This window comes from Variovorax ginsengisoli (assembly GCF_030811835.1).
Classification (GTDB): domain Bacteria; phylum Pseudomonadota; class Gammaproteobacteria; order Burkholderiales; family Burkholderiaceae_C; genus Variovorax; species Variovorax ginsengisoli_C.
In genome coordinates this window covers 47231-69291 of sequence record NZ_JAUSRO010000002.1, presented here as the reverse complement: position 1 = coordinate 69291, position 22061 = coordinate 47231, and the positions used below count along the sequence as shown (strand labels likewise).

The 22061-nt window shown below is 68.1% G+C and carries 18 protein-coding genes and 1 pseudogene; 7 read left to right on the top strand and 12 right to left on the bottom strand.

The window, feature by feature from the left end; all coding sequences use genetic code 11:
- Nucleotides 1-6 precede the first annotated feature (6 nt).
- Together J2W36_RS02475 and J2W36_RS02470 are read left to right on the top strand one after the other, a co-directional pair.
- On the top strand, nucleotides 7-1020 hold the full coding sequence (locus tag J2W36_RS02475; RefSeq protein WP_307688089.1) for a 1-phosphofructokinase family hexose kinase: 1014 nt from the start codon (nucleotides 7-9) through the stop codon (nucleotides 1018-1020).
- A gap of 23 nt (nucleotides 1021-1043) precedes the next feature.
- The gene (locus J2W36_RS02470; protein ID WP_307688088.1) at nucleotides 1044-2870 is read left to right on the top strand and encodes a fructose-specific PTS transporter subunit EIIC; all 1827 of its coding nucleotides are present in this window, start codon (nucleotides 1044-1046) and stop codon (nucleotides 2868-2870) included.
- Nucleotides 2871-2904: 34 nt separating this feature from the next.
- Here the strand turns inward: J2W36_RS02470 and J2W36_RS02465 are convergent, their stop codons facing one another.
- From J2W36_RS02465 to J2W36_RS02435, 7 genes and pseudogenes are all read right to left on the bottom strand, one after another.
- Complete coding sequence (locus tag J2W36_RS02465) at nucleotides 2905-3828, bottom strand: hydroxymethylglutaryl-CoA lyase (RefSeq protein ID WP_307688087.1); 924 nt, start codon at nucleotides 3826-3828, stop codon at nucleotides 2905-2907.
- Nucleotides 3829-3992: 164 nt separating this feature from the next.
- On the bottom strand, nucleotides 3993-4931 hold the full coding sequence (locus J2W36_RS02460) for a 2-hydroxyacid dehydrogenase (protein WP_307688423.1): 939 nt from the start codon (nucleotides 4929-4931) through the stop codon (nucleotides 3993-3995).
- Between the two features lie 51 nt (nucleotides 4932-4982).
- Nucleotides 4983-5273 (bottom strand): annotated as a pseudogene (locus J2W36_RS02455) (DUF4349 domain-containing protein); the annotation flags it as partial.
- A gap of 69 nt (nucleotides 5274-5342) precedes the next feature.
- On the bottom strand, nucleotides 5343-7346 hold the full coding sequence (locus J2W36_RS02450) for an acetyl/propionyl/methylcrotonyl-CoA carboxylase subunit alpha (protein WP_307688086.1): 2004 nt from the start codon (nucleotides 7344-7346) through the stop codon (nucleotides 5343-5345).
- The gene (locus J2W36_RS02445) at nucleotides 7339-8013 is read right to left on the bottom strand and encodes a DUF4126 domain-containing protein (protein WP_307688085.1); all 675 of its coding nucleotides are present in this window, start codon (nucleotides 8011-8013) and stop codon (nucleotides 7339-7341) included. Before J2W36_RS02445 ends, J2W36_RS02450 begins: the two co-directional genes overlap by 8 nt.
- 7 nt (nucleotides 8014-8020) lie before the next feature.
- Entirely contained in the window at nucleotides 8021-8809 is a 789-nt protein-coding gene (locus J2W36_RS02440) for an enoyl-CoA hydratase/isomerase family protein (RefSeq protein ID WP_307688084.1), read from the bottom strand.
- A gap of 336 nt (nucleotides 8810-9145) precedes the next feature.
- Nucleotides 9146-10768 carry a carboxyl transferase domain-containing protein gene (locus J2W36_RS02435; RefSeq protein ID WP_307688083.1) on the bottom strand — a complete coding sequence of 541 codons (1623 nt, stop codon included), beginning with the start codon at nucleotides 10766-10768 and terminating at the stop codon, nucleotides 9146-9148.
- A gap of 95 nt (nucleotides 10769-10863) precedes the next feature.
- Here J2W36_RS02435 and J2W36_RS02430 point away from each other — a divergent pair, with 95 nt between their 5' ends.
- A complete protein-coding gene (locus J2W36_RS02430) occupies nucleotides 10864-12588 on the top strand; it encodes a Na+/H+ antiporter (RefSeq protein WP_307688082.1) in 1725 nt (574 codons plus the stop codon).
- 11 nt (nucleotides 12589-12599) lie between these two features.
- Here J2W36_RS02430 and J2W36_RS02425 read toward each other — a convergent pair whose 3' ends face one another.
- Nucleotides 12600-14264 carry an AMP-binding protein gene (locus tag J2W36_RS02425; protein ID WP_307688081.1) on the bottom strand — a complete coding sequence of 555 codons (1665 nt, stop codon included), beginning with the start codon at nucleotides 14262-14264 and terminating at the stop codon, nucleotides 12600-12602.
- 9 nt (nucleotides 14265-14273) lie between these two features.
- The gene (locus J2W36_RS02420; RefSeq protein WP_307688080.1) at nucleotides 14274-15446 is read right to left on the bottom strand and encodes an isovaleryl-CoA dehydrogenase; all 1173 of its coding nucleotides are present in this window, start codon (nucleotides 15444-15446) and stop codon (nucleotides 14274-14276) included.
- A 134-nt stretch (nucleotides 15447-15580) separates the two neighbouring features.
- Between J2W36_RS02420 and J2W36_RS02415 the strand changes: the two genes are divergently transcribed.
- The 3 genes from J2W36_RS02415 (at nucleotide 15581) to J2W36_RS02405 (ending at nucleotide 18765) form a co-directional block, all read left to right on the top strand.
- Nucleotides 15581-16621, top strand: a complete 1041-nt coding sequence (locus J2W36_RS02415) for an AraC family transcriptional regulator (protein ID WP_307688078.1) — start codon at nucleotides 15581-15583, stop codon at nucleotides 16619-16621.
- Nucleotides 16622-16695: 74 nt separating this feature from the next.
- Complete coding sequence (locus J2W36_RS02410; protein ID WP_307688077.1) at nucleotides 16696-18021, top strand: NAD(P)/FAD-dependent oxidoreductase; 1326 nt, start codon at nucleotides 16696-16698, stop codon at nucleotides 18019-18021.
- 105 nt (nucleotides 18022-18126) lie between these two features.
- On the top strand, nucleotides 18127-18765 hold the full coding sequence (locus tag J2W36_RS02405; protein ID WP_307688076.1) for an ABC transporter ATP-binding protein: 639 nt from the start codon (nucleotides 18127-18129) through the stop codon (nucleotides 18763-18765).
- Between the two features lie 33 nt (nucleotides 18766-18798).
- Here the strand turns inward: J2W36_RS02405 and J2W36_RS02400 are convergent, their stop codons facing one another.
- From J2W36_RS02400 to J2W36_RS02390, 3 genes are all read right to left on the bottom strand, one after another.
- Complete coding sequence (locus J2W36_RS02400) at nucleotides 18799-19779, bottom strand: YcjF family protein (protein WP_307688075.1); 981 nt, start codon at nucleotides 19777-19779, stop codon at nucleotides 18799-18801.
- Nucleotides 19780-19923: 144 nt separating this feature from the next.
- Complete coding sequence (locus J2W36_RS02395) at nucleotides 19924-21186, bottom strand: MFS transporter (RefSeq protein ID WP_370869242.1); 1263 nt, start codon at nucleotides 21184-21186, stop codon at nucleotides 19924-19926.
- On the bottom strand, nucleotides 21183-21485 hold the full coding sequence (locus J2W36_RS02390) for a hypothetical protein (protein WP_370869241.1): 303 nt from the start codon (nucleotides 21483-21485) through the stop codon (nucleotides 21183-21185). The genes J2W36_RS02395 and J2W36_RS02390 overlap by 4 nt, the downstream gene beginning before the upstream one ends.
- Nucleotides 21486-21546: 61 nt before the next feature.
- Here J2W36_RS02390 and soxR point away from each other — a divergent pair, with 61 nt between their 5' ends.
- Nucleotides 21547-22053 carry a redox-sensitive transcriptional activator SoxR gene (soxR, locus tag J2W36_RS02385; RefSeq protein ID WP_307688074.1) on the top strand — a complete coding sequence of 169 codons (507 nt, stop codon included), beginning with the start codon at nucleotides 21547-21549 and terminating at the stop codon, nucleotides 22051-22053.
- Nucleotides 22054-22061: the final 8 nt, after the last annotated feature.

Genomic DNA, 22061 nt, shown 5'->3' with positions numbered 1-22061 from the left:
GACCCCATGACCCGCCCCGCCCTCGTGCCGGGCGCGGATGCCGCACGCATCTTCACCATCACCCTCAACCCGGCCATCGACCACACGGTGCGCGTGGCCGCACTCATCCCCGGCGACGTGCATCGCGCCCAGGGCCAGCAGGTGGAAGCCGGCGGCAAGGGCGTGGGCGTGGCCGCCGTGCTGGCCGCGCTGGGCCAGCCGGTCACCGCGTGCGGCTGGCTGGGCGCCGACAACGACGCCGTGTTCCGCGAGGCCTTCGCCACACGCGGCATCGACGACGGCATGCTGCGCCTGCCGGGCGCCACGCGCACCAACATCAAGATCGCCGACGCCACGCGCGGCGACACGACCGACATCAACCTGCCCGGCCTGACGCTGACGCCCGAAGCGCTGCGCCGAGCCGAGGCCGATCTGCTGGCCACCCTGGCGCTGCGCGTGCGGCCCGGCGACTGGTGCGAGCTGGCGGGCAGCCTGCCGCCCGGCGCCGATGCGGCAGTGTGGGAGCGCATCGCGCGCGCCCTGGCCGCATGCGGCGCGCACATCGCCATCGACACCGGCGGTGCCGTGCTGCTGCAGCTGTTGCGCCACCTGGCCGACCCGGCCCGCGGCACGGTGGTGCCCGTGGCCTTCGTCAAGCCGAACCGGGCCGAACTGGAAGAGCTGGCAGGCCGCGCGCTGCCGGCGCTGGCCGACGTGGCCGCTGCGGCCCAGGCCCTGTGCCGCGACCACGGCGTGCGCCAGCTGGCCGTGTCACTGGGCGGCGAAGGCGCCGTGATCGCCACAGGCGACGACTGCTGGCAAGCCGCTGCGCCCACCGTGCCCGTGGCCACGACCGTGGGCGCGGGCGATGCGCTGGTGGCGGGCACGCTGGCCGCCCTGGCCCAAGGCCTGGCCATGCCCGGCGCCGCCACTTTCGGCATGGCCTGCGCGGCGGCGCGCATCCAGCGCATCGCCCCCGGCCTGCCACCGCGCAGCGAGGTGGACGCCCTCGCGGCAGCCATCGTCGCCGTGCCGTTGTAACCCCCGATTCAGGAGAGACATTCATGGCCCAACTCATCGCCATCGCCGCGAGCCAGGCTGGCCCGGCACACAGCTTCATGGTGGCCGAGGCGCTGCGCGCTGCCGCCGCGACCCTCGGCCACCGCATCGCGCTCAGCGTGCACAGCAGCCTGGGCACGCAGGGCGGCTTCAGCGACACCGAACTCGCGCGCGCCAGCGCCATCATCGTGGTGGCCGACATGCCCATCGACCGCCAGGAACTGCTGGGCACGGTCAAAGCACCTCTGCACGAGGCATCGCCGGCGGCCGTGCTGGCCGACGCCCCGCGGGTGCTGCGCGAGGCGCTCGCCCACGCCGGCGTGGCCGTGAACAACCTCCCTGCCGCGGCGCCAATGACCGCGGCCGGTGCGGCTGCGGCAACCGCTGCCGCACCGGCCGCCGCGCTCAACATCGTCGCCATCACCTCCTGCCCGACCGGCGTGGCCCACACCTTCATGGCGGCCGAGGCCCTGGAGCAAGGCGCCAAGGCGCTGGGCTACCGGATCAAGGTCGAAACACAGGGTTCGGTCGGCGCGCAGAACACGCTGCAGCCCCAGGACATCGCCGGTGCCGACCTCGTCGTGATCGCCGCCGACACGCAGGTCAACCGCGACCGCTTCGCCGGCAAGCGGCTGTACGCCACCGGCACCAAGGCCGCCATCCACGATGCGGCGGCCGTGTTCGCGCAGGCCCAGGCGCAGGCTGCCGTGTGGGGCGCAGCCACGGGCAGTGCCGACACGCCGGGCGCTGCGGGTGCCGCAGGCACCGGGGCCGCTGCAGCCGCATCGGCGCCCGCGCAACGCGAATCGGTCAGCATCTACAAGCACCTGATGACGGGCGTGTCCTTCATGCTGCCGTTCGTGGTGGCGGGCGGGCTGCTCATTGCGCTGGCCTTTGCGCTGGGCGGCATCTACGTGTACGACGACGCCCACAAGGGCACGCTGGGCTGGGTGCTGTTCCAGGTCGGTGCCAAGGCGGGCTTCGCGCTCATGCTGCCGGCGCTGGGCGGCTACATTGCCTACTCCATCGCCGACCGGCCCGGCATCGCGCCGGGCATGATCGGCGGCATGCTGGCCGGCACCGTGGGCGCCGGGTTCCTGGGTGCCATCGCCGCGGGCTTCATCGCCGGCTACAGCGTGAAGCTGCTCAACCGCTGGATCAAGCTGCCCCGCGGCCTGGAGGGCCTGAAGCCCGTGCTGCTGCTGCCGCTGCTGGGCGCCGCCATCGTCGGCGTGCTCATGATGATGGTCATCGGCACCCCGATGGCCGTGGTGATGACCGCACTGACCGAATGGCTCAAGGGCCTGCAGACCGGCAGCGCCGTGTTGCTGGGCGTGGTACTGGGCGGCATGATGGCCGTGGACATGGGTGGCCCGGTGAACAAGGCCGCCTACGTGTTCTCCACCACCCTGATCGCCAGCGGCGTGGCCACCCCGATGGCCGCCGCGATGGCCGCAGGCATGACGCCACCGCTGGGCATCGCCCTGGCCTGCTGGCTGTTCAAGAGCCGCTTCACCGCAGAGGAACGCGAGGCATCCAAGGCCGCGGCCGTGCTGGGCCTGGCATTCATCACCGAAGGTGCGATTCCGTTCGTGGCGCGCGATCCGCTGCGCGTGATTCCTGCCTGCGTGATCGGCTCGGCCGTCGCCGGCGGCCTGTCGATGGCCTGGAACATCGGCCTGCAGGCGCCGCACGGCGGCGTGTTCGTGCTGGCCATCCCGAACGCCGTGAACCATGTGGTGCTGTACGCCGCCGCCATCGTGGCCGGCTCGGTGGTCACCAGCGTGGCGCTCGGCCTGTTCAAGAAGCGTCTGCCTACCGCCGCGGCCTGAGAGCGGGTCACTCGGCCTGAGCGGCTCAGGCCGCTCAGGCGGGCTGGCGTTTGTTGAGCAGCGCGGTCGCCACGCGCGACCCCGTCTTGCGCCCGAGCGCCTCGCTGATGTAGACGCCAGCGTCGATCAGCCGGTCGAGGTCGATGCCCGTCTCGATGCCCATGCCGTGCAGCAGGTAGACGACGTCCTCGGTCGCGACATTGCCGGTCGCACCCTTGGCGTACGGGCAGCCGCCGAGGCCGGCGGACGATGACTGGAAGTTCCACACACCGAGCTCGAGGGCAGCCAGGGTGTTGACCAGCGCCTGGCCGTAGGTGTCGTGGAAATGGCCCGAGATATCGTCGACGCTGAAGTGTGCCAGCGTGGCCTCCATCGCGGCCTGCACCTTGCGCGGCGTGCCCACGCCGATGGTGTCCGCCACATCGATGCGCTGCACGCCGATGCCCTTCATGAGTTGCGCGAGGTAACCTACCTTGGCCGGCGCAACCTCGCCTTCGTACGGACAGCCCACCGTGCACGACATCGCACCGCGCACGTCAATGCCGTTCTCGCGCGCCGTCGCCACCACCGGCGCAAAGCGCTCGATGCTCTCGGCGATCGAGCAGTTGATGTTGCGCTGGCTGAAGGCCTCGCTGGCTGCACCGAACACGACGATTTCATTGGGCCACTCCTCGCGCGGCGCAGCCAGCGCCGCCTCCAGGCCTTTCATGTTGGGGGTGAGCACCGAATAGCGCACGCCCGGCTTGCGCACGATGCCGTGCATCACATGCGCGTTGTCGGCCATCTGGGGCACCCACTTCGGGCTCACGAAGCTGGTGACCTCGATCTCCCTCAGGCCGGCATCCTGCAGCCGATGCACCAGGCCGATCTTGGTCTCGGCGGGGACCGGCTGCTTTTCATTCTGGAGACCGTCGCGCGGGCCGACGTCGACGAGCTTGACGCGGGAGGGAAGTTGCATGGCGTTGCCTCTGGATTCTCAGGGGAGGAAGGAGCCTGCCCATTGTCTTCCAGCCCGCATGGGCCTGCACCGTGCGTGGACAGCCGAGAAGTCGCAATCCATGCCAGCGGGGTTGCAAATGGAGTCAGTCGGCCGCGGGCCTCCCCCGCCTGCGCTGCACCCGCCTAGTACCCGCGCTGCGCGTCGACCACACCCGGCAGGCGGTCGAACCCCGTGCCGGCCTCGATCGCACGGATCTTCGCCGCAATCTGCGCGATCGATTCGTCGCGCAGCGTGCGCGCGGACACGTGCGGCGTCACGCTGATCTTGGGATGCGACCAGAACGCATGCGTGGGAGCCAACGGCTCGTTGTCGAACACATCGAGTGCCGCGCCGGCCAGTTGGCCTTCGTCGAGCAGTGCGATCAGGTCCGCTTCGACCAGATGGGCACCCCGCGCCACGTTGATGACGTAACCGCCCGGCTGGCCGCCGTTGAGCTGGCACAGCGTCTCGCGCCGCATGACGCCGCGCGTCTGCGGGGTGAGCGGCAGCAGGCAGACCAGCACCCGGCTGGCGGCAAGGAAAGCATCGAACTGTTCCGCGCCCACGAAGCCCCGCACGCCCTCGATCGACTTGGGTGAGCGGCTCCAGCCATTGACGGGAAAGTCGAAGTGGGCGACCGCCCGGGCCACGCGCTCGCCGAGCACCCCCAGGCCCATCACGCCCACCGGAAAGTCGGCGCGCGAACGCGGTTTGCGGTAGGCCCACCGGTGCGCACGCGCGCCCTCGTCGTAGCTGTCGAACTCGCGAAAATGGCGGATGAGCGCATGGCACACGTACTCGGCCATCTGCACCGACATGCCGGCATCGTCGAGACGCACGATGTGCGCGTGGGGCGGCAGCTTGAGCTTCATCAGCGCATCGACGCCCGCCCCGATGTTAAAGATGCCGCGCAGGCGAGGCTGCTGGTCGAGAAAGGCCTGTGGCGGCTCCCAGACCACCGCATGGTCCGCGGCGGGGGCATCGGCCGTCCAGGCGGCGATCTGCGCGCCAGGCAGGGCCGCGCGCAGGCCGTCGATCCAGGGTTCAGGGCGATTGTTGGTGAGGCAGACGGTGATTTGCATACCGCAAATCTTAGTCGGGTCGCCCTGCGCGCGGCACGGCGTGGCGATGGCGTCGAGTTCGGCCTGCGTGTCCGACAGCGTGCGCTGGATGGCCATCAGATCGGCCATCGTGGGCTTGGTGACCGTATCGCCCAACATCACGCGCAGGCTGTCGCGGAACTCGGTGCGATTGCGAATGCGTGCCTCGACGTCGATCACTTCGGCGGTCTTGTCCTCGCTGGTCGTCGTGTGCGACACCACGGTCGCCACGCCCGACAGTCCGCCGGGCAGCTTGTCGACATCGGCAGGAAGAACGCGCATCTCCAGCTGCGCGCTGCCCGGCTGCTGCGGCGTCTCGGGCAACAGCGACGAAGACAACAGCTCGCACTAACGGGTTGGCGTAGGTCATCGGGTCCCTGGCAAAGAACGCTGTCACGCCGCGGTGGCCACCATTCTCAACAGTTCAGCCCCCTCGGTCACCTGCTCGCCGGGCGCGAACATCAGTTCGTCCACCGTGCCGTCGGCCGGTGCGGCAATGGTGTGCTCCATCTTCATGGCCTCCATCACGGCCAGTGGCTGGCCCTTGGCGACCTTGTCGCCCGCCTTGACGGCGAAGGACACGACCTTCCCCGGCATCGGTGCCGTGAGGCGCCCGCCTTCGGCCTGGCTGTCGCCCGCATGCGCGAGGCGGTCGATGGCAGCGATGCGCGTGGCCCCCTGGTCGGCGAACACGTGCGCAGCGCCCTGGCGCTCGTACACGTCGATCCTGTGGCGCCCGCCGTTGAAGGCCAGCTCGATCTGTCCGCCCGGCAGGCGCCCCATGACAAGCGGACCACTCACGCCGCCGACGTCGAGCGTCAGCGCACCGTCGTGCAGGTAGCGCAGCGTGGCGGTCTGCGTCTCGCCGCGGAACTCGAAGGCGAAGATGCGCGCGGTGGTGCCGAGCGAACGCCAACCGTCGCGCTGGCTGAAGGGGCCTTGTGTGTTCGTCGCGCGCTCGTCGAGCAGCGTGCGCGCGATCGATGCGGCCGCCGCCAGCGGCAGGCCGAGCGGCTCGCGGTCGAACAGCACCGCGCGTTCGCGCTCGATCAGCGCGGTGTCGAGGTTGGCCTTGGCAAACGATTCGGTGGCGAGCACGCCGCGCAGGAACTGCACGTTCGTCTGCACGCCGACGATGTGCGTCTGCGCCAGGGCCGCATCGAGCCGCGCCAGGGCCTCGTCGCGCGTGGCGCCGTGGACGATCAGCTTGGCGATCATCGAATCGTAGAAGGGCGAAATCTCGCCGCCCTCGCGCACGCCGTCGTCGATGCGCACGGCGCTTCTTTCGAATGCGGTGGCCTGCGGCTTTCGGTAGACCTGCAGCGTGCCGGTGGCCGGCAGGAAGTTGTTGTCGGGGTTCTCGGCGCAGATGCGTGCCTCGATGGCGTGGCCATGGATCTTCAGTTCGCCCTGTTTCAGCGGCAGCGGCTCGCCCGAGGCCACGCGCAGTTGCCACTCGACCAGGTCGAGTCCAGTGATGGCTTCCGTCACCGGGTGCTCCACCTGCAGGCGCGTGTTCATCTCCATGAAGAAGAAATTCATGGCACCCCCGTCGCGCTGTTCGACGATGAATTCCACCGTGCCGGCGCCGACGTAGTTCACCGCCTTGGCTGCGGCGACCGCAGCCGCCCCCATCTCCGCGCGCATCGCCTCGGTCATGCCCGGCGCCGGCGCTTCCTCCAGCACCTTCTGGTGGCGCCGCTGCACCGAGCAGTCGCGCTCGAACAGGTAGACGCAGTCGCCGTGCGTGTCGCCGAACACCTGGATCTCGATGTGGCGCGGGCGCTGGACGTATTTCTCGATCAGCACCGCGTCGTCGCCGAAGCTGTTGATCGCCTCGCGCTGGCACGAGGCGAGTGCCGCAGCGAAGTCGGCCGACTTCTCGACCACGCGCATGCCCTTGCCGCCACCACCGGCGCTGGCCTTGATGAGCGCCGGGTAGCCAATGCGATCGGCCTCGCGCTGCAGCAGCGCCGGGTCTTGGTCATGGCCGTGGTAGCCGGGTACCAGCGGCACGCCGGCCTTTTCCATCAGTTGCTTCGATTCGGCCTTCAGGCCCATGGCCTTGATCGCCGAGGGCGGCGGGCCGATGAAGACCAGGCCGGCGTCGGCACAAGCCTGTGCGAACTCCTCGTTCTCGCTCAGGAAGCCGTAGCCGGGGTGCACCGCCTCGGCGCCCGTGGCCTTGGCGGCCTCGAGGATCTTTTCCCAGCGCAGGTAACTGTCCTTGGGCGCGCTGCCGCCCAGGTACACCGACTCGTCGCAGGCACGCACGTGGTTCGCGTTGGCGTCGGCATCCGAGTACACCGCGACGGTGCGAATGGCCATGCGGCGTGCGGTCGCGGCGACACGGCAGGCGATTTCGCCGCGGTTGGCGATCAGGATCTTCTTAAACATTCGGTGGGTCTCCGGGTATTTCTTTTCGCTTGAACTGGAAGGCAGACGTGACGCCCGGGTCGGGCTTGCCACTGAAGATGCGCGTGACGCGGTTGATGAGCCCGCGCAGGAAGCGCCAGCTCTTGCGGATGAGCCAGATGCTGAGGATCAGCACTGCGATGAACAGCACGACGAACACCAGCGGATGCGCGACCGCGAGCCACAGCCCCGCCGGCACCATGCTGTCTTCGACCAGCGACGCACCGACGTTGCTGAACGGTTCGGGCGAGGTGTTGATGGCCGCACGCGTCGTCGCCTTGGCCGCATGGGCCGTGGCTGCGAAACCGCCACCCAGCAGCGCCGCGACCAGCGCCATCACCGCATGGTCGCCGCCGAACACGCCGGCCGCGAGTGCGGCGCCAGCCGGAATGCGAATGACGGTGTGCACCATGTCCCAGAGCGAATCCAGCCCTGGGATCTTGTCGGCGAAGAACTCGATGAACACCATGAAGCCACTGACCGCCAGCACCACCGGGTTCGCCAGCAGATGCAGGCCGCTGGGCAGCGGCACCCAGCCAAAGTAGCCCGCGAGGCCGGTCAGCAGCACGACGAGGTAGAGGCGAATGCCGCTGGCCCAGCCGAGTGCCGCAGCCAGCGCGAGCAGTTGGGGCATGTCGAGTTCGGGCATGGTCAGCTCAGTTCAGCCATGACGGCTTGCGTTTCTGCAGGAAGGCCTGCACGCCTTCGCGGCCTTCGTCGCTGGCACGGATGTCGGCGATGCCTTCGACGGTCTTCGCAATCAGCGCATCGTCGATCTCGCGGCTGGTGACGTCGGCGATCAGTTGCTTGCACGAGCGCACCGCTGCCGGGCTAGCACCGGTGAGCGCCTTCAGCAGTTCGTCGACCTTGGCATCGAGCGCATCGGCCGCGACCACCTCATGCACGAATCCGATGCGGTGCGCCTCGGCGGCGGTGAAGCGCTCGGCCGTCAGGAAGTAGCGCTGCGACGCGCGCGCGCCCATCGCACGGATCACGTACGGGCTGATGGTCGCGGGGATCAGACCGATCTTCACCTCGCTCAAGCAGTACCAGGCCGTGTCGACGCTCACCGCCATGTCGCAGGCCGCGACCAGACCCATGCCGCCGGCGTATACGTCGCCCTGCACCCGCGCGATGGTCGGCTTGGGACATTCGGCGATCGTGCGCAGCATGTCCGCCAACGTGCTCGCGTCGGCGACGTTCTCGTCGCGTGTGTAGTCGGCCATGCGGCGCATCCAGTTGAGGTTGGCACCGGCGCAGAAGGCGGGACCGTTGGCGCCGAGCACGATGGCCTTGACCTGTGTGGCGGCACCGGCTTGGAGAAAGGCCTGAGTCATCTCGGCGATGACCGTGTCGTCAAAGGCGTTGCGCGTGTCGGGCTGGTCGAGCCAGATGCGGGCGACGGGGCCTTCGGTGGTGAGCTTGAGTTTGGTGAAGTCGGTCATGTTGTTTCTTTCTCTAGGCCCTGCTGTTAGGGGTGCGTGAGCAGGCCACCGGGCACTCCCCTCCGCTCATGTCCCCCGCCTTCGGCTCCTCCTTTACTTCGCTGCGGGGAGCACCCGGCACCCTGCGCACGTGGAAGCGTTGGGGTGTTCCATCCGCCGTCGATCAACCGCTGCGTGTCCGAATCGCGTCGATGGTGTGCTCTGCGCAGCGAAATAAAGGAGGAGGCCGCAGGCCGGGGGACATTCGCGGAGCAGAGTACGCCGTCGGCGTGATCCCGCCCCGAACCGACAAACAAACGTGTCGAGCGAAGCGGTGACGCGAACAACAACACAGCCCTACATCCGGAAGATGCCGAACTTCGGTTCCGGGATGGGCGCATTGCGTGCAGCCGCCAACCCCAGCGCCAGCACACGCCGCGTGTCCGCCGGATCGATGATCCCGTCGTCCCACAGCCGCGCGGTCGCGTAGTACGGATGGCCCTGGTCTTCGTACTGCTGGCGAATGGGCGCCTTGAAGGCCTCTTCCTCTTCCTTGCTCCAGCTGCCGCCCTTGCCTTCGATGCCATCGCGCTTGACTGTGGCCAGCACGCTCGCGGCCTGCTCGCCACCCATCACGCTGATGCGCGCGTTGGGCCACATCCAGAGAAAGCGCGGGCTGTAGGCGCGGCCGCACATGCCGTAGTTGCCGGCGCCGAAGCTGCCGCCGATGATGATGGTGAACTTCGGCACGTTGGCCGTGGCCACCGCGGTCACCATCTTGGCGCCATGGCGTGCGATGCCTTCGTTCTCGTACTTGCGCCCGACCATGAAGCCGGTGATGTTCTGCAGGAACACCAGCGGAATCTTGCGCTGGCAGCACAGCTCGATGAAGTGCGCGCCCTTCTGCGCCGATTCGCTGAACAGGATGCCGTTGTTGGCGACGATGCCCACCGGCATGCCCTCGATCTGCGCGAAGCCGCAGACCAGCGTGGCGCCGAAGCGCGCCTTGAACTCGTGGAACTCGCTGCCGTCGACGATGCGGGCGATGATCTCGCGCACGTCGAAGGGCTTGCGCGTGTCGGTCGGGATCACGCCGTACAGCTCTTCGCGCGGGAACGCCGGCGCGCGCGCATCCGTATGGGGCGCCTCGGTCGCGTCCTTGCGATTGATGTTCGCGATGGCCGAGCGCGCCAGCGACAGCGCATGCAGGTCGTTCTGCGCCAGGTGGTCGGCCACGCCCGACAGGCGCGTGTGCACGTCGCCGCCGCCCAGGTCCTCGGCCGTGACGACTTCACCGGTCGCGGCCTTCACCAGCGGCGGGCCGCCCAGGAAGATGGTGCCCTGGTTCTTCACGATGATCGACTCGTCGCTCATCGCCGGCACGTAGGCGCCACCGGCCGTGCACGAGCCCATGACCACCGCGATCTGCGCGATACCCTGCGCGCTCATGTTGGCCTGGTTGTAGAAGATGCGACCGAAGTGGTCGCGATCGGGGAAGACCTCGTCCTGGTTGGGCAGGTTGGCGCCACCGGAGTCGACCAGGTAGATGCACGGCAGGCGGTTCTGCTCGGCGATCTCCTGCGCGCGCAGGTGCTTCTTCACCGTCAGCGGGTAGTAGGTGCCGCCCTTCACCGTCGCATCGTTGCAGACGATCATGCAATCGACCCCGCTCACGCGGCCGATGCCGACGATCAGCCCAGCGCCGGGTGCCGACTCGGCGCCCTTGCCGTCGAGGTACATGCCGTAGGCCGCGAGCGGCGCGATCTCCAGGAAGGGTGTGCCCGGGTCGAGCAGCTCGGCCACGCGGTCGCGCGGCAGCAGCTTGCCGCGCGCGACGTGCTTGGCACGCGCCGCCTCGCCACCGCCGGCCTCGACCTTGGCGAACTGCGCGTGCAGGTCGTCGACCAGTGCGCGCATCGCGGCGGCGTTGGCCTGGAAATCCGCAGAGCGGGCGTTGAGTTTCGTCTCGAGTTTGCTCATGCTCATCCTTTGGATGTCATCCGTCGGACGGCAGCCCCTGCGCTCGCCGATGATGCATCCGTTACTGTGGTCATCGTTGTTGTCGAAATACGCTCATGCATAACGTCGAAACCGTGCTCCTGGTCCTGATGCTGGGCGCGCTCACGGGCATTGCCGCCCGCTATGTCCGCGCCATCCCGCTCCCACTGATCCAGATCGCCCTCGGCGCCGTGTTGTCCTGGCCGGAGCAGGGCCTGCACATCAGCTTCGACCCGGAACTGTTCCTGCTGCTGTTCATCCCGCCGCTGCTCTTCGCCGACGGCTGGCGCATTCCCAAGCGCGAGTTCTTCGCGCTCTACCGGCCGATCCTGAAGCTGGCGCTCGGCCTGGTGCTCTTCACCGTCATCGGGCTGGGCTACCTGATCCACTGGATGATTCCCGAGATGCCGCTCGCCGTGGCCTTCGCGCTGGCGGCTGTCGTCTCGCCCACCGACGCCGTGGCCGTCTCGGCCATCACGCGCAACCTGGGCATGCCGGCGCAGACGATGCGCGTGCTGGAAGGCGAATCGCTCCTGAACGACGCCTCGGGACTGGTCGCACTGAAGTTCGCGGTGGCGGCGACGCTCACCGGCGTTTTCTCGTGGACCGCGGTGGCGCGCGATTTCCTGTGGATCGCCCTGGGCGGCATCGGCGTGGGCGCGCTCATCGGCTGGGGCTTCGCCGTCGCGCGTGACACGGTGACGCGGCGTCTCGGCGACGTCGCAGCCACGCAGATGGTGCTGCTGCTCGTGCTGCTTCCCTTCGCGGCGTACATCGTGGGTGAACGTGTCGGCGTCTCGGGCATCCTCGCCGCTGTGGCGGCAGGCGTGATGACCAACTTTGCCGATCTCAGCCGCAGCGAGTTCGTGGCCGAACGCATGCAGACCGAGGGCACCTGGGCCATGGTGGAGTCGGCATTCAATGGCGCCGTCTTCCTGCTCCTGGGGCTGCAGTTGCCGTCCATCATCGGCGAGACGCTGCACGAGGCCGGCCACCTGTGGTGGATGCTCGCCGGCCAAGCGGTGGCCATCTCGTCGGCGCTGCTGGTGCTGCGCTGGATATGGCTCACGCTCGGCGTGCAGGGCAGTCTCTGGAAGGCACACAGCGACGGCAAGATGGCCGAGCGCCCTTCGCACCTGCTCACACTGGCCAGTACGCTCGCAGGCATCCGCGGCGCCGTAACCCTCGCGGGCGCGCTGTCGATCCCGATGCTGCTCAACAACGGCGCGCCCTTTCCCGGCCGCAACCTGCTGGTCTTCCTCGCGACGGGCACGATCCTCTTCACCCTGGTGGTCGCCAGCATCGGCCTGCCGCTGGTGCTGCGCCGCCTGCCGCCCCGCGGCGAACCCGCGGCGTCGCGAGAGGAACGCCGCGCGCGGCTGGCCGCCTGCCAGGCCGCGATCGCCAGCATGGTGCTCGACAAGGCGCACGCCCAAGCGGCCGATCCGCAATGGGTGGCGCAATACCAGGAATCCGCAGGTCGGCTGACGCAGGAATACCGCAAACGCATCGACCTGCTCGAAGACGCCCCCCAACCCGGCACGCCCGAGGCGCTCGCCGAGACGCCCGACGTGGTGCACCAGCGCCGACGGCGTTATGTGGTGGAGCTGGAGCTGCGGCTGAAGACGCTGCACGTCGAGCGCACCGCGCTCTATGCCGAGCGCCACGCCCACCGCATCAACGACGAATCGCTGCGCAGCCTGGTCGGTGAACTCGACCTCCAGGAAGTGCCACTGCGCAAGCGCCTCGCGGTCGCACGCCTCGCCGCCGGCCTGGACGCGCCGCCGAACGGCAACCGCTGACGCCGCAGCCGTCATGCGGTCTTGTCCGCCTGGAGACCCAGGCGAGCGGCCATCTCGTCGCGGATCTTGAACTTCTGGATCTTGCCGGTCACCGTCATGGGGAAGGCGGTCACGAACTGGATGTACTTGGGCACCTTGTAGTGCGCGATCTGGCCCTTGCAGAAATCGCGGACCTCGTCTTCCGTCGCCGTCTGGCCCGGCTTGACGATGATCCAGGCGCACAGCTCCTCGCCATACTTCCTGTCGGGCAGGCCGACCACCTGCACGTCCTGCACCTTCGGGTGGCGGTAGAGGAACTCCTCGATCTCGCGCGGGTAGATGTTCTCGCCGCCGCGGATCACCAGGTCCTTGATGCGGCCGACGATGTTGACGTAGCCCTCGTCGTCCATGGTGGCGAGGTCGCCGGTGTGCATCCAGTGCTCGGCATCGATGGCTTCGCGCGTGCGGGGCTCGTCGTCCCAGTAGCCGTGCATCACCGAATAGCCACGGGTGCACAGCTCGCCGGACTGGCCGCGCGGCACGGTCGCGCCAGTCTCGGGGTCGACGATCTTCACCTCCAGGTGCGGCTGCACCTTGCCGACCGTGGCCACGCGCTTGTCGAGCGGCGTGTCGGCCGCGCTCTGGCAACTGACGGGGCTGGTCTCGGTCATGCCGTAGGCGATGGTGATCTCACCCAGGTGCATGCGGTCGACCACGCGCTTCATCACCTCGATCGGGCAGGCGGTGCCGGCCATGATGCCGGTGCGCAGTGTCGACAGGTCGAACTCGGCGAAGCGCGGATGGTCGAGCTCGGCGATGAACATGGTCGGCACGCCGTGCAGCGCCGTGCACTGCTCCGCCTGCACCGTCTCCAGCACGCTCAATGCATCGAAACCGTCGTTCGGGAACACGATGGTGCTGCCGTGCGTGAGGCAGGCCAGCACGCCCAGCACCATGCCGAAGCAGTGGTACATCGGCACCGGGATGCAGAGCCGGTCGGCCGGCGAGAGGCGCATGCACTCGCCCACGAAGAAGCCGTTGTTCAGAATGTTGCGGTGCGTCAGCGTCGCGCCCTTGGGGAAGCCCGTGGTGCCACTGGTGAACTGGATGTTGATCGGGTCCGTCGCCTCCAGCGTGGCGCCGACCGCCGCGACGCGCGCGTCCTGCGGGTCGCCACTGGCGAGCAGTTCCGAAAAGCGCTGCATGCCGGGCTGGTCTGCATCACCGGCCTTGTCGATCCACACGGTGCGCTGCAGCAGCGGTAGCCGCTTCGAGCCCAGCTCGCGCAGCATCACGAGGTAGTCGCTCGTCTTGAACTGCGCCATGGTCACGAGCAGCTTGCAGCCGACCTTGTTGAGCGCGTACTCGACCTCCGAGGTGCGGTAGGCCGGGTTGATGTTGACCAGCACCAGACCGACCTTGGCGGTCGCGATCTGCATCAGGATCCACGGCGCGTTGTTGTGCGACCAGATGCCGACACGGTCGCCGGGCTGCAGGCCGGTGTTCAGCAGCGCGCTGGCGAGCCGGTTGGCAGCGGCCTGCAGTTCACGGTAGGTAAAACGCTGGCCTTCATGGCGGCTCACCAGTGCCTCGTGGTCCGGCTGCTTGCCCACCATGTCGTCGAAGAAGGCGCCGAGCGTCTGCTCGATCAGCGGGATGTCGGTGGCGCCCTGTGCGTAGCTGGGGTTCGCTGCCATGGCCCGGCCTCAGACGGTTTCGTTGAACAGTTCGCGGCCGATCAGCATCCGGCGGATCTCGCTCGTGCCGGCACCGATCTCATACAGCTTGGCGTCGCGCCAGAGCCGCTCGACCGGGAAGTCCTTGGTGTAGCCCACGCCGCCCAGCGTCTGGATCGCCTCGCCAGCCATCCAGGTGGCTTTCTCGGCCGCATACAGGATGGCGCCCGCGGCGTCCTTGCGGAAGGTGCGTGCATGGTCGTTGCGGTCGCAGGCCTTGCCGACCGCGTACACGTAAGCGCGCGTGGCCTGCCAGGTCGAATACATGTCGGCCAGCTTGCCCTGCATCAGCTGGAATTCCCCGATGCTCTGGCCGAACTGTTTGCGCTCGTGGATGTAGGGCAGCACGGCGTCCATGCATGCGGCCATGATGCCCAGCGGGCCGCCCGACAGCACCGCGCGCTCGTAATCGAGGCCGCTCATCAGGACCTTGGCGCCCATGCCCTCGCCGCCGAGCACGTTCTCTTCGGGCACTTCGCAGTTGTCGAAGAACAGCGGGTAGGTGTTGCTGCCGCGCATGCCCAGCTTGTCGAGCTTGGTGCCGGCGCTGAAGCCCTTGAAGCCCTTCTCGACGATGAAGGCGGTCATGCCGCGCGCACCCATCTCCGGCTCGCTCTTGCCGTAGATGACCAGCGTGTCGGCATCGCCGCCGTTGGTGATCCACATCTTGCCGCCATTGAGGACGTAATAGCCGTCCTTCTTCTCGGCCTTGAGCTTCATGCTCACGACGTCGGAGCCAGCGTTGGGCTCGCTCATGGCCAGTGCACCGACGTGCTCGCCGCTGACCAGCCGGGGCAGGTACTTCGCCTTCTGCGCCTCGGTGCCGTTGCGATGGATCTGGTTGACGCACAGGTTGGAATGCGCGCCGTACGACAGGCCGACCGAGGCCGAGGCGCGCGACACCTCTTCCATCGCGACGATGTGCGCGAGGTAGCCGAGTTCGGTGCCGCCGTACTGCGCGTCCACCGTCATGCCATGCAGGCCCAGTTCGCCGAGCTTGGCCCAGAGGTCATGCGGGAACAGGTTGTCGCGGTCGATCTCTGCGGCGCGCGGCGTGATTTCGTGGGCGCAGAAGTCCTGGATCGCATCGCGCAGCGCATCGATGGTGTCGCCCAGGTCGAAGTTCAGGCCGGGATCGTGCATGGGTGTCTCCTCACATCGTCTCAAGGGATGACCGGCGTACGGCGCACGCTGGCCAAAATGCCAGCTTACGCCTGCACGGGGCGCATTTGGCGCCACAATGGTTGCAGATCACGCCACTCATTTCCCACGGACAGATGCCCTCGCCTGCCTTCCTCCGTCCTGCGCGCGCCGCCACGCCGATGGCCTTCGTGCGAACGATCGTGTTGGGCTACGAACGCTACGGCATCGATCCGGCCACGGCGCTGGCGCAGGCACAGATCACGCCGCACGCGCTGCAAGAGCCCGCCGGGCGGGTGACGGCCGCGCAGTTCGAGGCGCTCAATGCCCATGCGATGCAGGAACTCGACGACGAGGCGCTCGGCTGGTTCTCGCGCAAGCTGCCCTGGGGCACCTACGGCCTGCTGTGCCGCGCCTCGCTCGGATCGCCCGACCTGGGCGTGGCCATCAAGCGCTGGTGCCGCCACCACCGGCTGCTCACCGACGACATCGTGCTCGACCTGCGGGTGGCCGGTGGCGTCGCCACGGTGTCGATCACCGAACGCCGCGACCTGGGGGAGTTCCGCGAATTCGCGCTGGTTTCGGGCCTGCGCTTCCTGCACGGCTACGCCTCATGGGCGATCGACTCGCGCATTTCTCTGCGCAGCGCGCGCTTTCCGTTCGCAGCGCCGCCGCACCGCGATGCCTACCCGTTGATGTTCAACGGTGCGCTCGAATTCGGCGCGGCGCGCGCCAGCTACAGCTTTGACGAACGCTACCTGGCGCTGCCGCTGCAGCGCGACGAGGGCGCCCTGCGCGTCATGCTTCGGCGCGCGCTGCCACTCACGGTGCTTCAGTACCGGCGCGACCGGCTGCTGGGCCAGCGGGTGCGCGAACTGCTGCACGCACGTGCCGAAGACACCAGCACGGCCGACGCCCTGGCGGCCTTGCTCCACATGTCCAGCCGCACGCTGCACCGCCAGTTGCGCGACGAAGGCATCACCTTGCAGGCGCTCAAGGACGAGGTGCGACATGCACAGGCCGTCGAGCAGTTGCGCCGCACCGACCGGCCGATCAAGCAGGTGGCGCTGGCAGCGGGCTTTCGCAACGAGAAGAGCTTTTCCCGTGCATTCAAGGGATGGACCGGCCACACGCCCGGCGAATTCCGCGCGCTGGCCTCACCGACCCGGCTGCCGTAACGGCCCGCCTTGGCCCGCCTCGACCCGGCACAATCGGACCGCGTTTCAATTCCATTCGCAGGAGAGGCAGACCCATGCAAGCAACCCAGGACTGTGAGGTGCTCGTGATCGGCGGCGGACCGGCGGGCTCGACAATGGCCACGTTGTTGGCGCGGCAGGGCCGGAAGGTCGTGATGCTGGAAAAGGAACACCATCCGCGCTTTCACATCGGCGAATCGCTGCTGCCGGGCAACGTTGAACTGTTCGAGAAGCTGGGCGTGCGAGAGCAGGTCGCCCGGATCGGCATGCCCAAGTTCGGCATCGAATTCGTGCCGCCCGATCTCGACTACTGCAGCTACGTCGACTTCGCCGAGGGCTGGGACCCGACCAAGGATTCGGCCTGGCAGGTGCGGCGTTCGGAACTCGACGAACTGCTGTTCCGCCATGCCGCCAACGAAGGTGCCGTGACGATCGAAGGTGCCAGGGTGCGGCAGGTCGACTTCGACGACCAGGGCGCCACCGTGCGGGCGACGCTCGACGACGGTGCGCAACGCACCTGGCGCGCGCGCTTCGTGGTCGACGCGAGCGGCCGCGACACGGTGCTGGCCACCCAGCTCAAGAGCAAGAAGAAGAACCCCAACCACAACAGCACGGCCCTGTTCGGCCACTTCCGCAACGCGCGCCGGCTGCAAGGCAAGCGCGAGGGGAACATCAGCATCTGCTGGTTCGAACATGGCTGGTTCTGGTTCATCCCGCTGGCCGATGGCACGACCAGCGTGGGCGCCGTGTGCTGGGCCTACTACCTGAAGGCTCGCAACAAGCCGCTGAAGGACTATTTCTACGACACCATCGCACTGTGTCCCGAGCTGCACGACCGGCTCAAGGATGCGACGCTGGTGGACGACGCGGTGCACGCCACCGGCAATTTCGCCTACACGAGTACGCATGCGACCGGCGACCGTTACCTGATGGTGGGCGACGCCTTCACCTTCATCGACCCGATGTTCTCGTCAGGCGTGTTCCTGGCGATGCAGAACGCGTTCGATGGCGCCACACTGGTCGAGAAGGCACTCGAACGGCCAGCCGAACTGCCTGCCGCGCGCCGCGCACTGGAAAAGCGCATGCGCATCGGGCCGCGCGACTATTCATGGTTCATCTACCGGGTCACCAACCCGACGATCCGTGACATGTTCATGCATCCGCAGAACATGTTCAAGGTCAAGCAAGGACTGATGTCGTTGCTGGCGGCAGACATGCGCCAGGGGCCGGCCTACCGCGGCTCGCTGATGATGTTCAAGGCCGTGTATTGCTTCGTCTCGCTGCTGAACCTGCGCCGCACCATGGCCGGCTGGAAGCGGCACCGCGTGAACATCCAGGACATGGGTCCGCTCCAGGGCGAGACGATCCTCAAGAGCGAGTGAAGCCCGCCGCCGCCTGCGTGGCCATGACGGCAGCAATAGCACGGGTGTCGGACATCGGCGCATCGTAGGCGAGCGTCCGCATGAGGTACCGTTGCGGGCATGTCCATGACCGCCCTCCCCCCTCTGCTCGATATCCATCGGTTGCGCGTCGGCTATCCGCATCAAACACCCATCGTCGACGGCTGGTCCACCCGCATTGCGGCCGGTGTCACCTGGGTCCATGGCGACACGGGCGCTGGCAAATCGACGCTGCTGCGGGTACTCGCCGGCATGCAGCCTGCGGACGCCGGCCGGCTCACGGTGGCGGGTGTCGACCTCGCGCGCGACCCCGCAGCCTACCGCCGCCACGTGTTCTTTGGCGACCACACCGATGCGGCCCTGGACCCCGTGACCGGCCGTGCCTGTACCGCCAGGCTGCGGGAGGACGATCCCGCGTTCGACGAAGCTTTCTGGCAGGAACTGGTCGAAGGCTTTGCGCTCGCGCCGCAGATCGACAAGCCCATGTACATGCTGTCGACCGGATCGCGGCGCAAGGTCTGGCTGGCGTCGGCGCTGGCCTCGGGCCGTGCGCTGGTGCTGATCGACGAGCCCACCGGCGGACTGGACGCCGCGTCGCGCCGTTGCCTTTGGAGGGCACTGACCCACTGGGCCGCCAAGCCGTCCCAAGCCGTGATCGTGGGCAGCGGCGAGACGCTCGAAGGCGTGCCGCTGGCGGCAACAGTCACCTTGCCGCTTCGCGGCTGAAGGCGTTGCGCAGGTTCATTTGCGCCTCCGTTCTCAAGCGCCGCGCACCATGGCCAGCACCTTGCCGGCGTCCAGCGTGCGCGCCTTTTCCTGGATCGCAGGGAGGTACTGCGTCTGCAGGCCCTTGCCCTCCTGCACCACGTTGGCATAGGTGTCCTTGAGCATTTGCGTGGACAGCTTGCGGCCACCCGCGTAATAGCGCTTGGCGACGTGGCCGAGCGCGTAGGTGCTCGCGAAGCTCATGCCTGAACTCACCGCCTGGTTGCCCACCCCGCGCAGCAAACCGCCACCGACCTTGCCCAACAGGCCGCCCAGCAGCTTGCGGCCGGCCTGCTCGAGGTACTGCGAGGTCAGGCCAACGCCCAGCGTGGCAATGAAATCCTTGATGTGGCCGCGGTCGAGCTCGAACCCGTAGGCCTTGCCGATGCGATACACCAGCTTCATCTGAAGCGGAATGATTGCCATCGTCGACAGCGTTTCTGGCAACAGTTCGAGCGCGCCATTGACGATCGAAGCATTCAGGATCGCACGGTCGAGCTCGCTGCTGTCGACCGACGACAACGCCGACACCGCCGCTGGGGTCGCAGCTGGGGCGGAAGACACCGGGATGGTCGCAGCGGCCGCACTGCCGCTCAGGGGCACCGCAGCCATGGCTTCGGCCGTGCTGGAGAACTGTTCGGCAGCGCCAGCGTCGAGCTTCAGGCTTTCGCGGACCTCGCCCAGGAACCGGCGTTCGGCGTCGGACTGCGTGCCGTCGGCGTCGCAGACACACACCGCCATTTCGTAGGCCAGCTGGCGCGACGTTTCGCTCTGGAGCTCGCCCGCCACCGAGGCCAGCGACACACGCTTCATGAGGACGTCCTGGTACAGCGAGGGCAGGTGCAAGCCATCGTCACCGGAAAGGCCCTCGGCGATGCGCTTGATCTCGGCGCGCTCGCGCTCGTGCTTGTCGCCGTCCACGAAGGCGGCCAGCAGGCTCAAGGTCACAATGGCCCGGGTTTCGGAAGAGGTCAAGTCAGGCTCCAGTCAGATACGAAGGCCTTATTGGGGCCGCGGGTCCGGCAAAGGTTCCGTGGCACGGTGCCCGAGCGCATGTAGGTGCGCAGCCCCGGTGGGCGTCGGATGCCGAGTGCGCGGGGCTTCCAACCTGCCGACGCTTCAGTCCGCGCTGCGGCGGGCCAGCCTTTGGTCGTACACCAGAGCCACACCGGCCAGCAAGGCCACGGCCGCGCCGAACAGGCAGGTCGTCTGCCACCCGCCGTGCCGCCAGGCGAATGCGCCCAGCGCAGAGCCGGACGCAGCGCCCGTGAAGTAGCTCGTCATGTAGACCGCGTTGATGCGCGCCCGCGCCTCGGGTGCCAGCTGGTAGATGACGTTCTGGTTGCTGATGTGCACGCTGGGCAGTCCGATGTCGATCAGCAGCATGCCCAGCAGGAACCAGCCCAGATGGTCGATGCCGAGCCACAGGAGGCCCCAACTCGCCAGCAGCATCAGCACGCCCACGGTGGAGGTGGTCTGGCCCCAGCCGCGGTCGGCCAGCCGGCCGGCGACGCTGGCCGTCAGCGCGCCGGCCACGCCCACGAGGCCGACCAGCCCGATGGCCGCGTCGCCCATGCGGTAGCCCGGCCCGGCCAGCAACAACGCCATGGTCGAGAACAGCACGCTGACCGCGCCGAAGCTCAGCGCCCCCAGCAAGGCACGGCTGCGCAACCGCGGATGGCGCATGAAGAGCGTGCCCAGCGAACGCAGCAGCCGCAGGTAGCTCGCTGGCGACGGATTGCGCGAGCGCGGCAGCGCGAACCACAGCGCTGCGGCCAGTACCAGCATCGCGACCGCTGCCGCGCGGTACACCATGCTCCAGCCGCCCACGCCCGACAGCAACCCGGCCACGCTGCGCGCCACCAGGATGCCCGTGAGCAGCCCGCTCATCACGAGACCCACCGCCTGGCCGCTGCGCCGCGGGTCCGACAGCGTGGCCGCCATGGGCACCAGCGTCTGCGCGGCCACCGAGAACAGTCCTGTCAGCACCGTGCCCGCCACCAGCATGCCGAAGCCCTGCGCGTAGCCGCTGATCAGCAGCCCGAGCGCCGACAACACCATCAGGCCGACGGCCAGCGCACGTCGCTCCAGCTTGTCGCCCAGCGGCACGAGCAAGAGCAGCCCGAATGCATAGGCCACCTGTGCCAGCGTGACCGTGAGCGCGGCAGCGGCCTCGCTCACCCGCAGGCCGACGGCGATCGAATGCAGCAGCGGCTGGTTGAAGTAGTTGCTGCCCGCGCACAGGCCCGTGGCCACGGCCATGAGCAACAGCACCGGTGTGCGCAGGTAGGCGACGGGCGCCTGCACAGTGGCGTCGACGGTTGCGCTTGCATGGGTGGCCAGAACAGCAGGCGCCTCGGCAGGCACGCCTACCGGCCTCATGCGCAGACCCCATCGGCAAGCGGCACCACGGCGGTCGCGTCGATCTCCACCAGCATGCCGTTGAGCGCCAGGCGTGGCACGGGAATCAACGTGCAGGCGGGCGCGAGCCCGTCGCTCCAGACGGCGCGCAACGCAGCGCTCATCACGGCCAGGCGCGCCTCGCTGTGGTCGACCACCACGTGCGAGTAGCCGTTGGCGCGTGGATCGTAGAGCCGGGATGGGTTGATGAACAGGTGTGCAGAGGCAGAAGGAGGAGCAGGGAAAACGGACGGGAGCGGCATGGCAGCGAAGGAATGCATGAGGAAAGCCTTAGTATCAAACCTCAACTTTGCTTGAGGTCAAGCACTTTCAGGAAATACCATGCCTGCTCGTTCCCCTTCTCGTTCCATCACGCAGAACGCCTCTTCCGACATCGCCGACATCGCCGACACGCCGCTCGAACTCGAACTCGGCGTCGGCGAAGTCGCTGCGCGCAGCGGTCTGGCCATCTCGGCGCTGCACTTCTACGAATCGAAGGGCCTGATCCAGTCGCTGCGCAGCGCGGGCAACCAGCGACGCTATCCGCGATCGGTGCTGCGCCGCGTGGCGGTGATCAAGGTGGCGCAGCGCGTGGGTATGCCGCTCGCGTCGATCGCCGACGCGCTGCAGGCGCTGCCGGCAGCACGCACGCCCAACGCGGCCGATTGGCGCCGCCTTTCGCGCAGCTGGAAGGACGAACTCGACGCGCGCATCCAGAGCCTCACACAGTTGCGCGACCAGCTCGACGGCTGCATTGGCTGCGGCTGCCTGTCGCTCAAGGCCTGTCCGCTGCGCAATGCCGAAGATGCGCTGGCCCACGCAGGGCCGGGGCCGCATTTCGAGGCCTGACGCGCAGG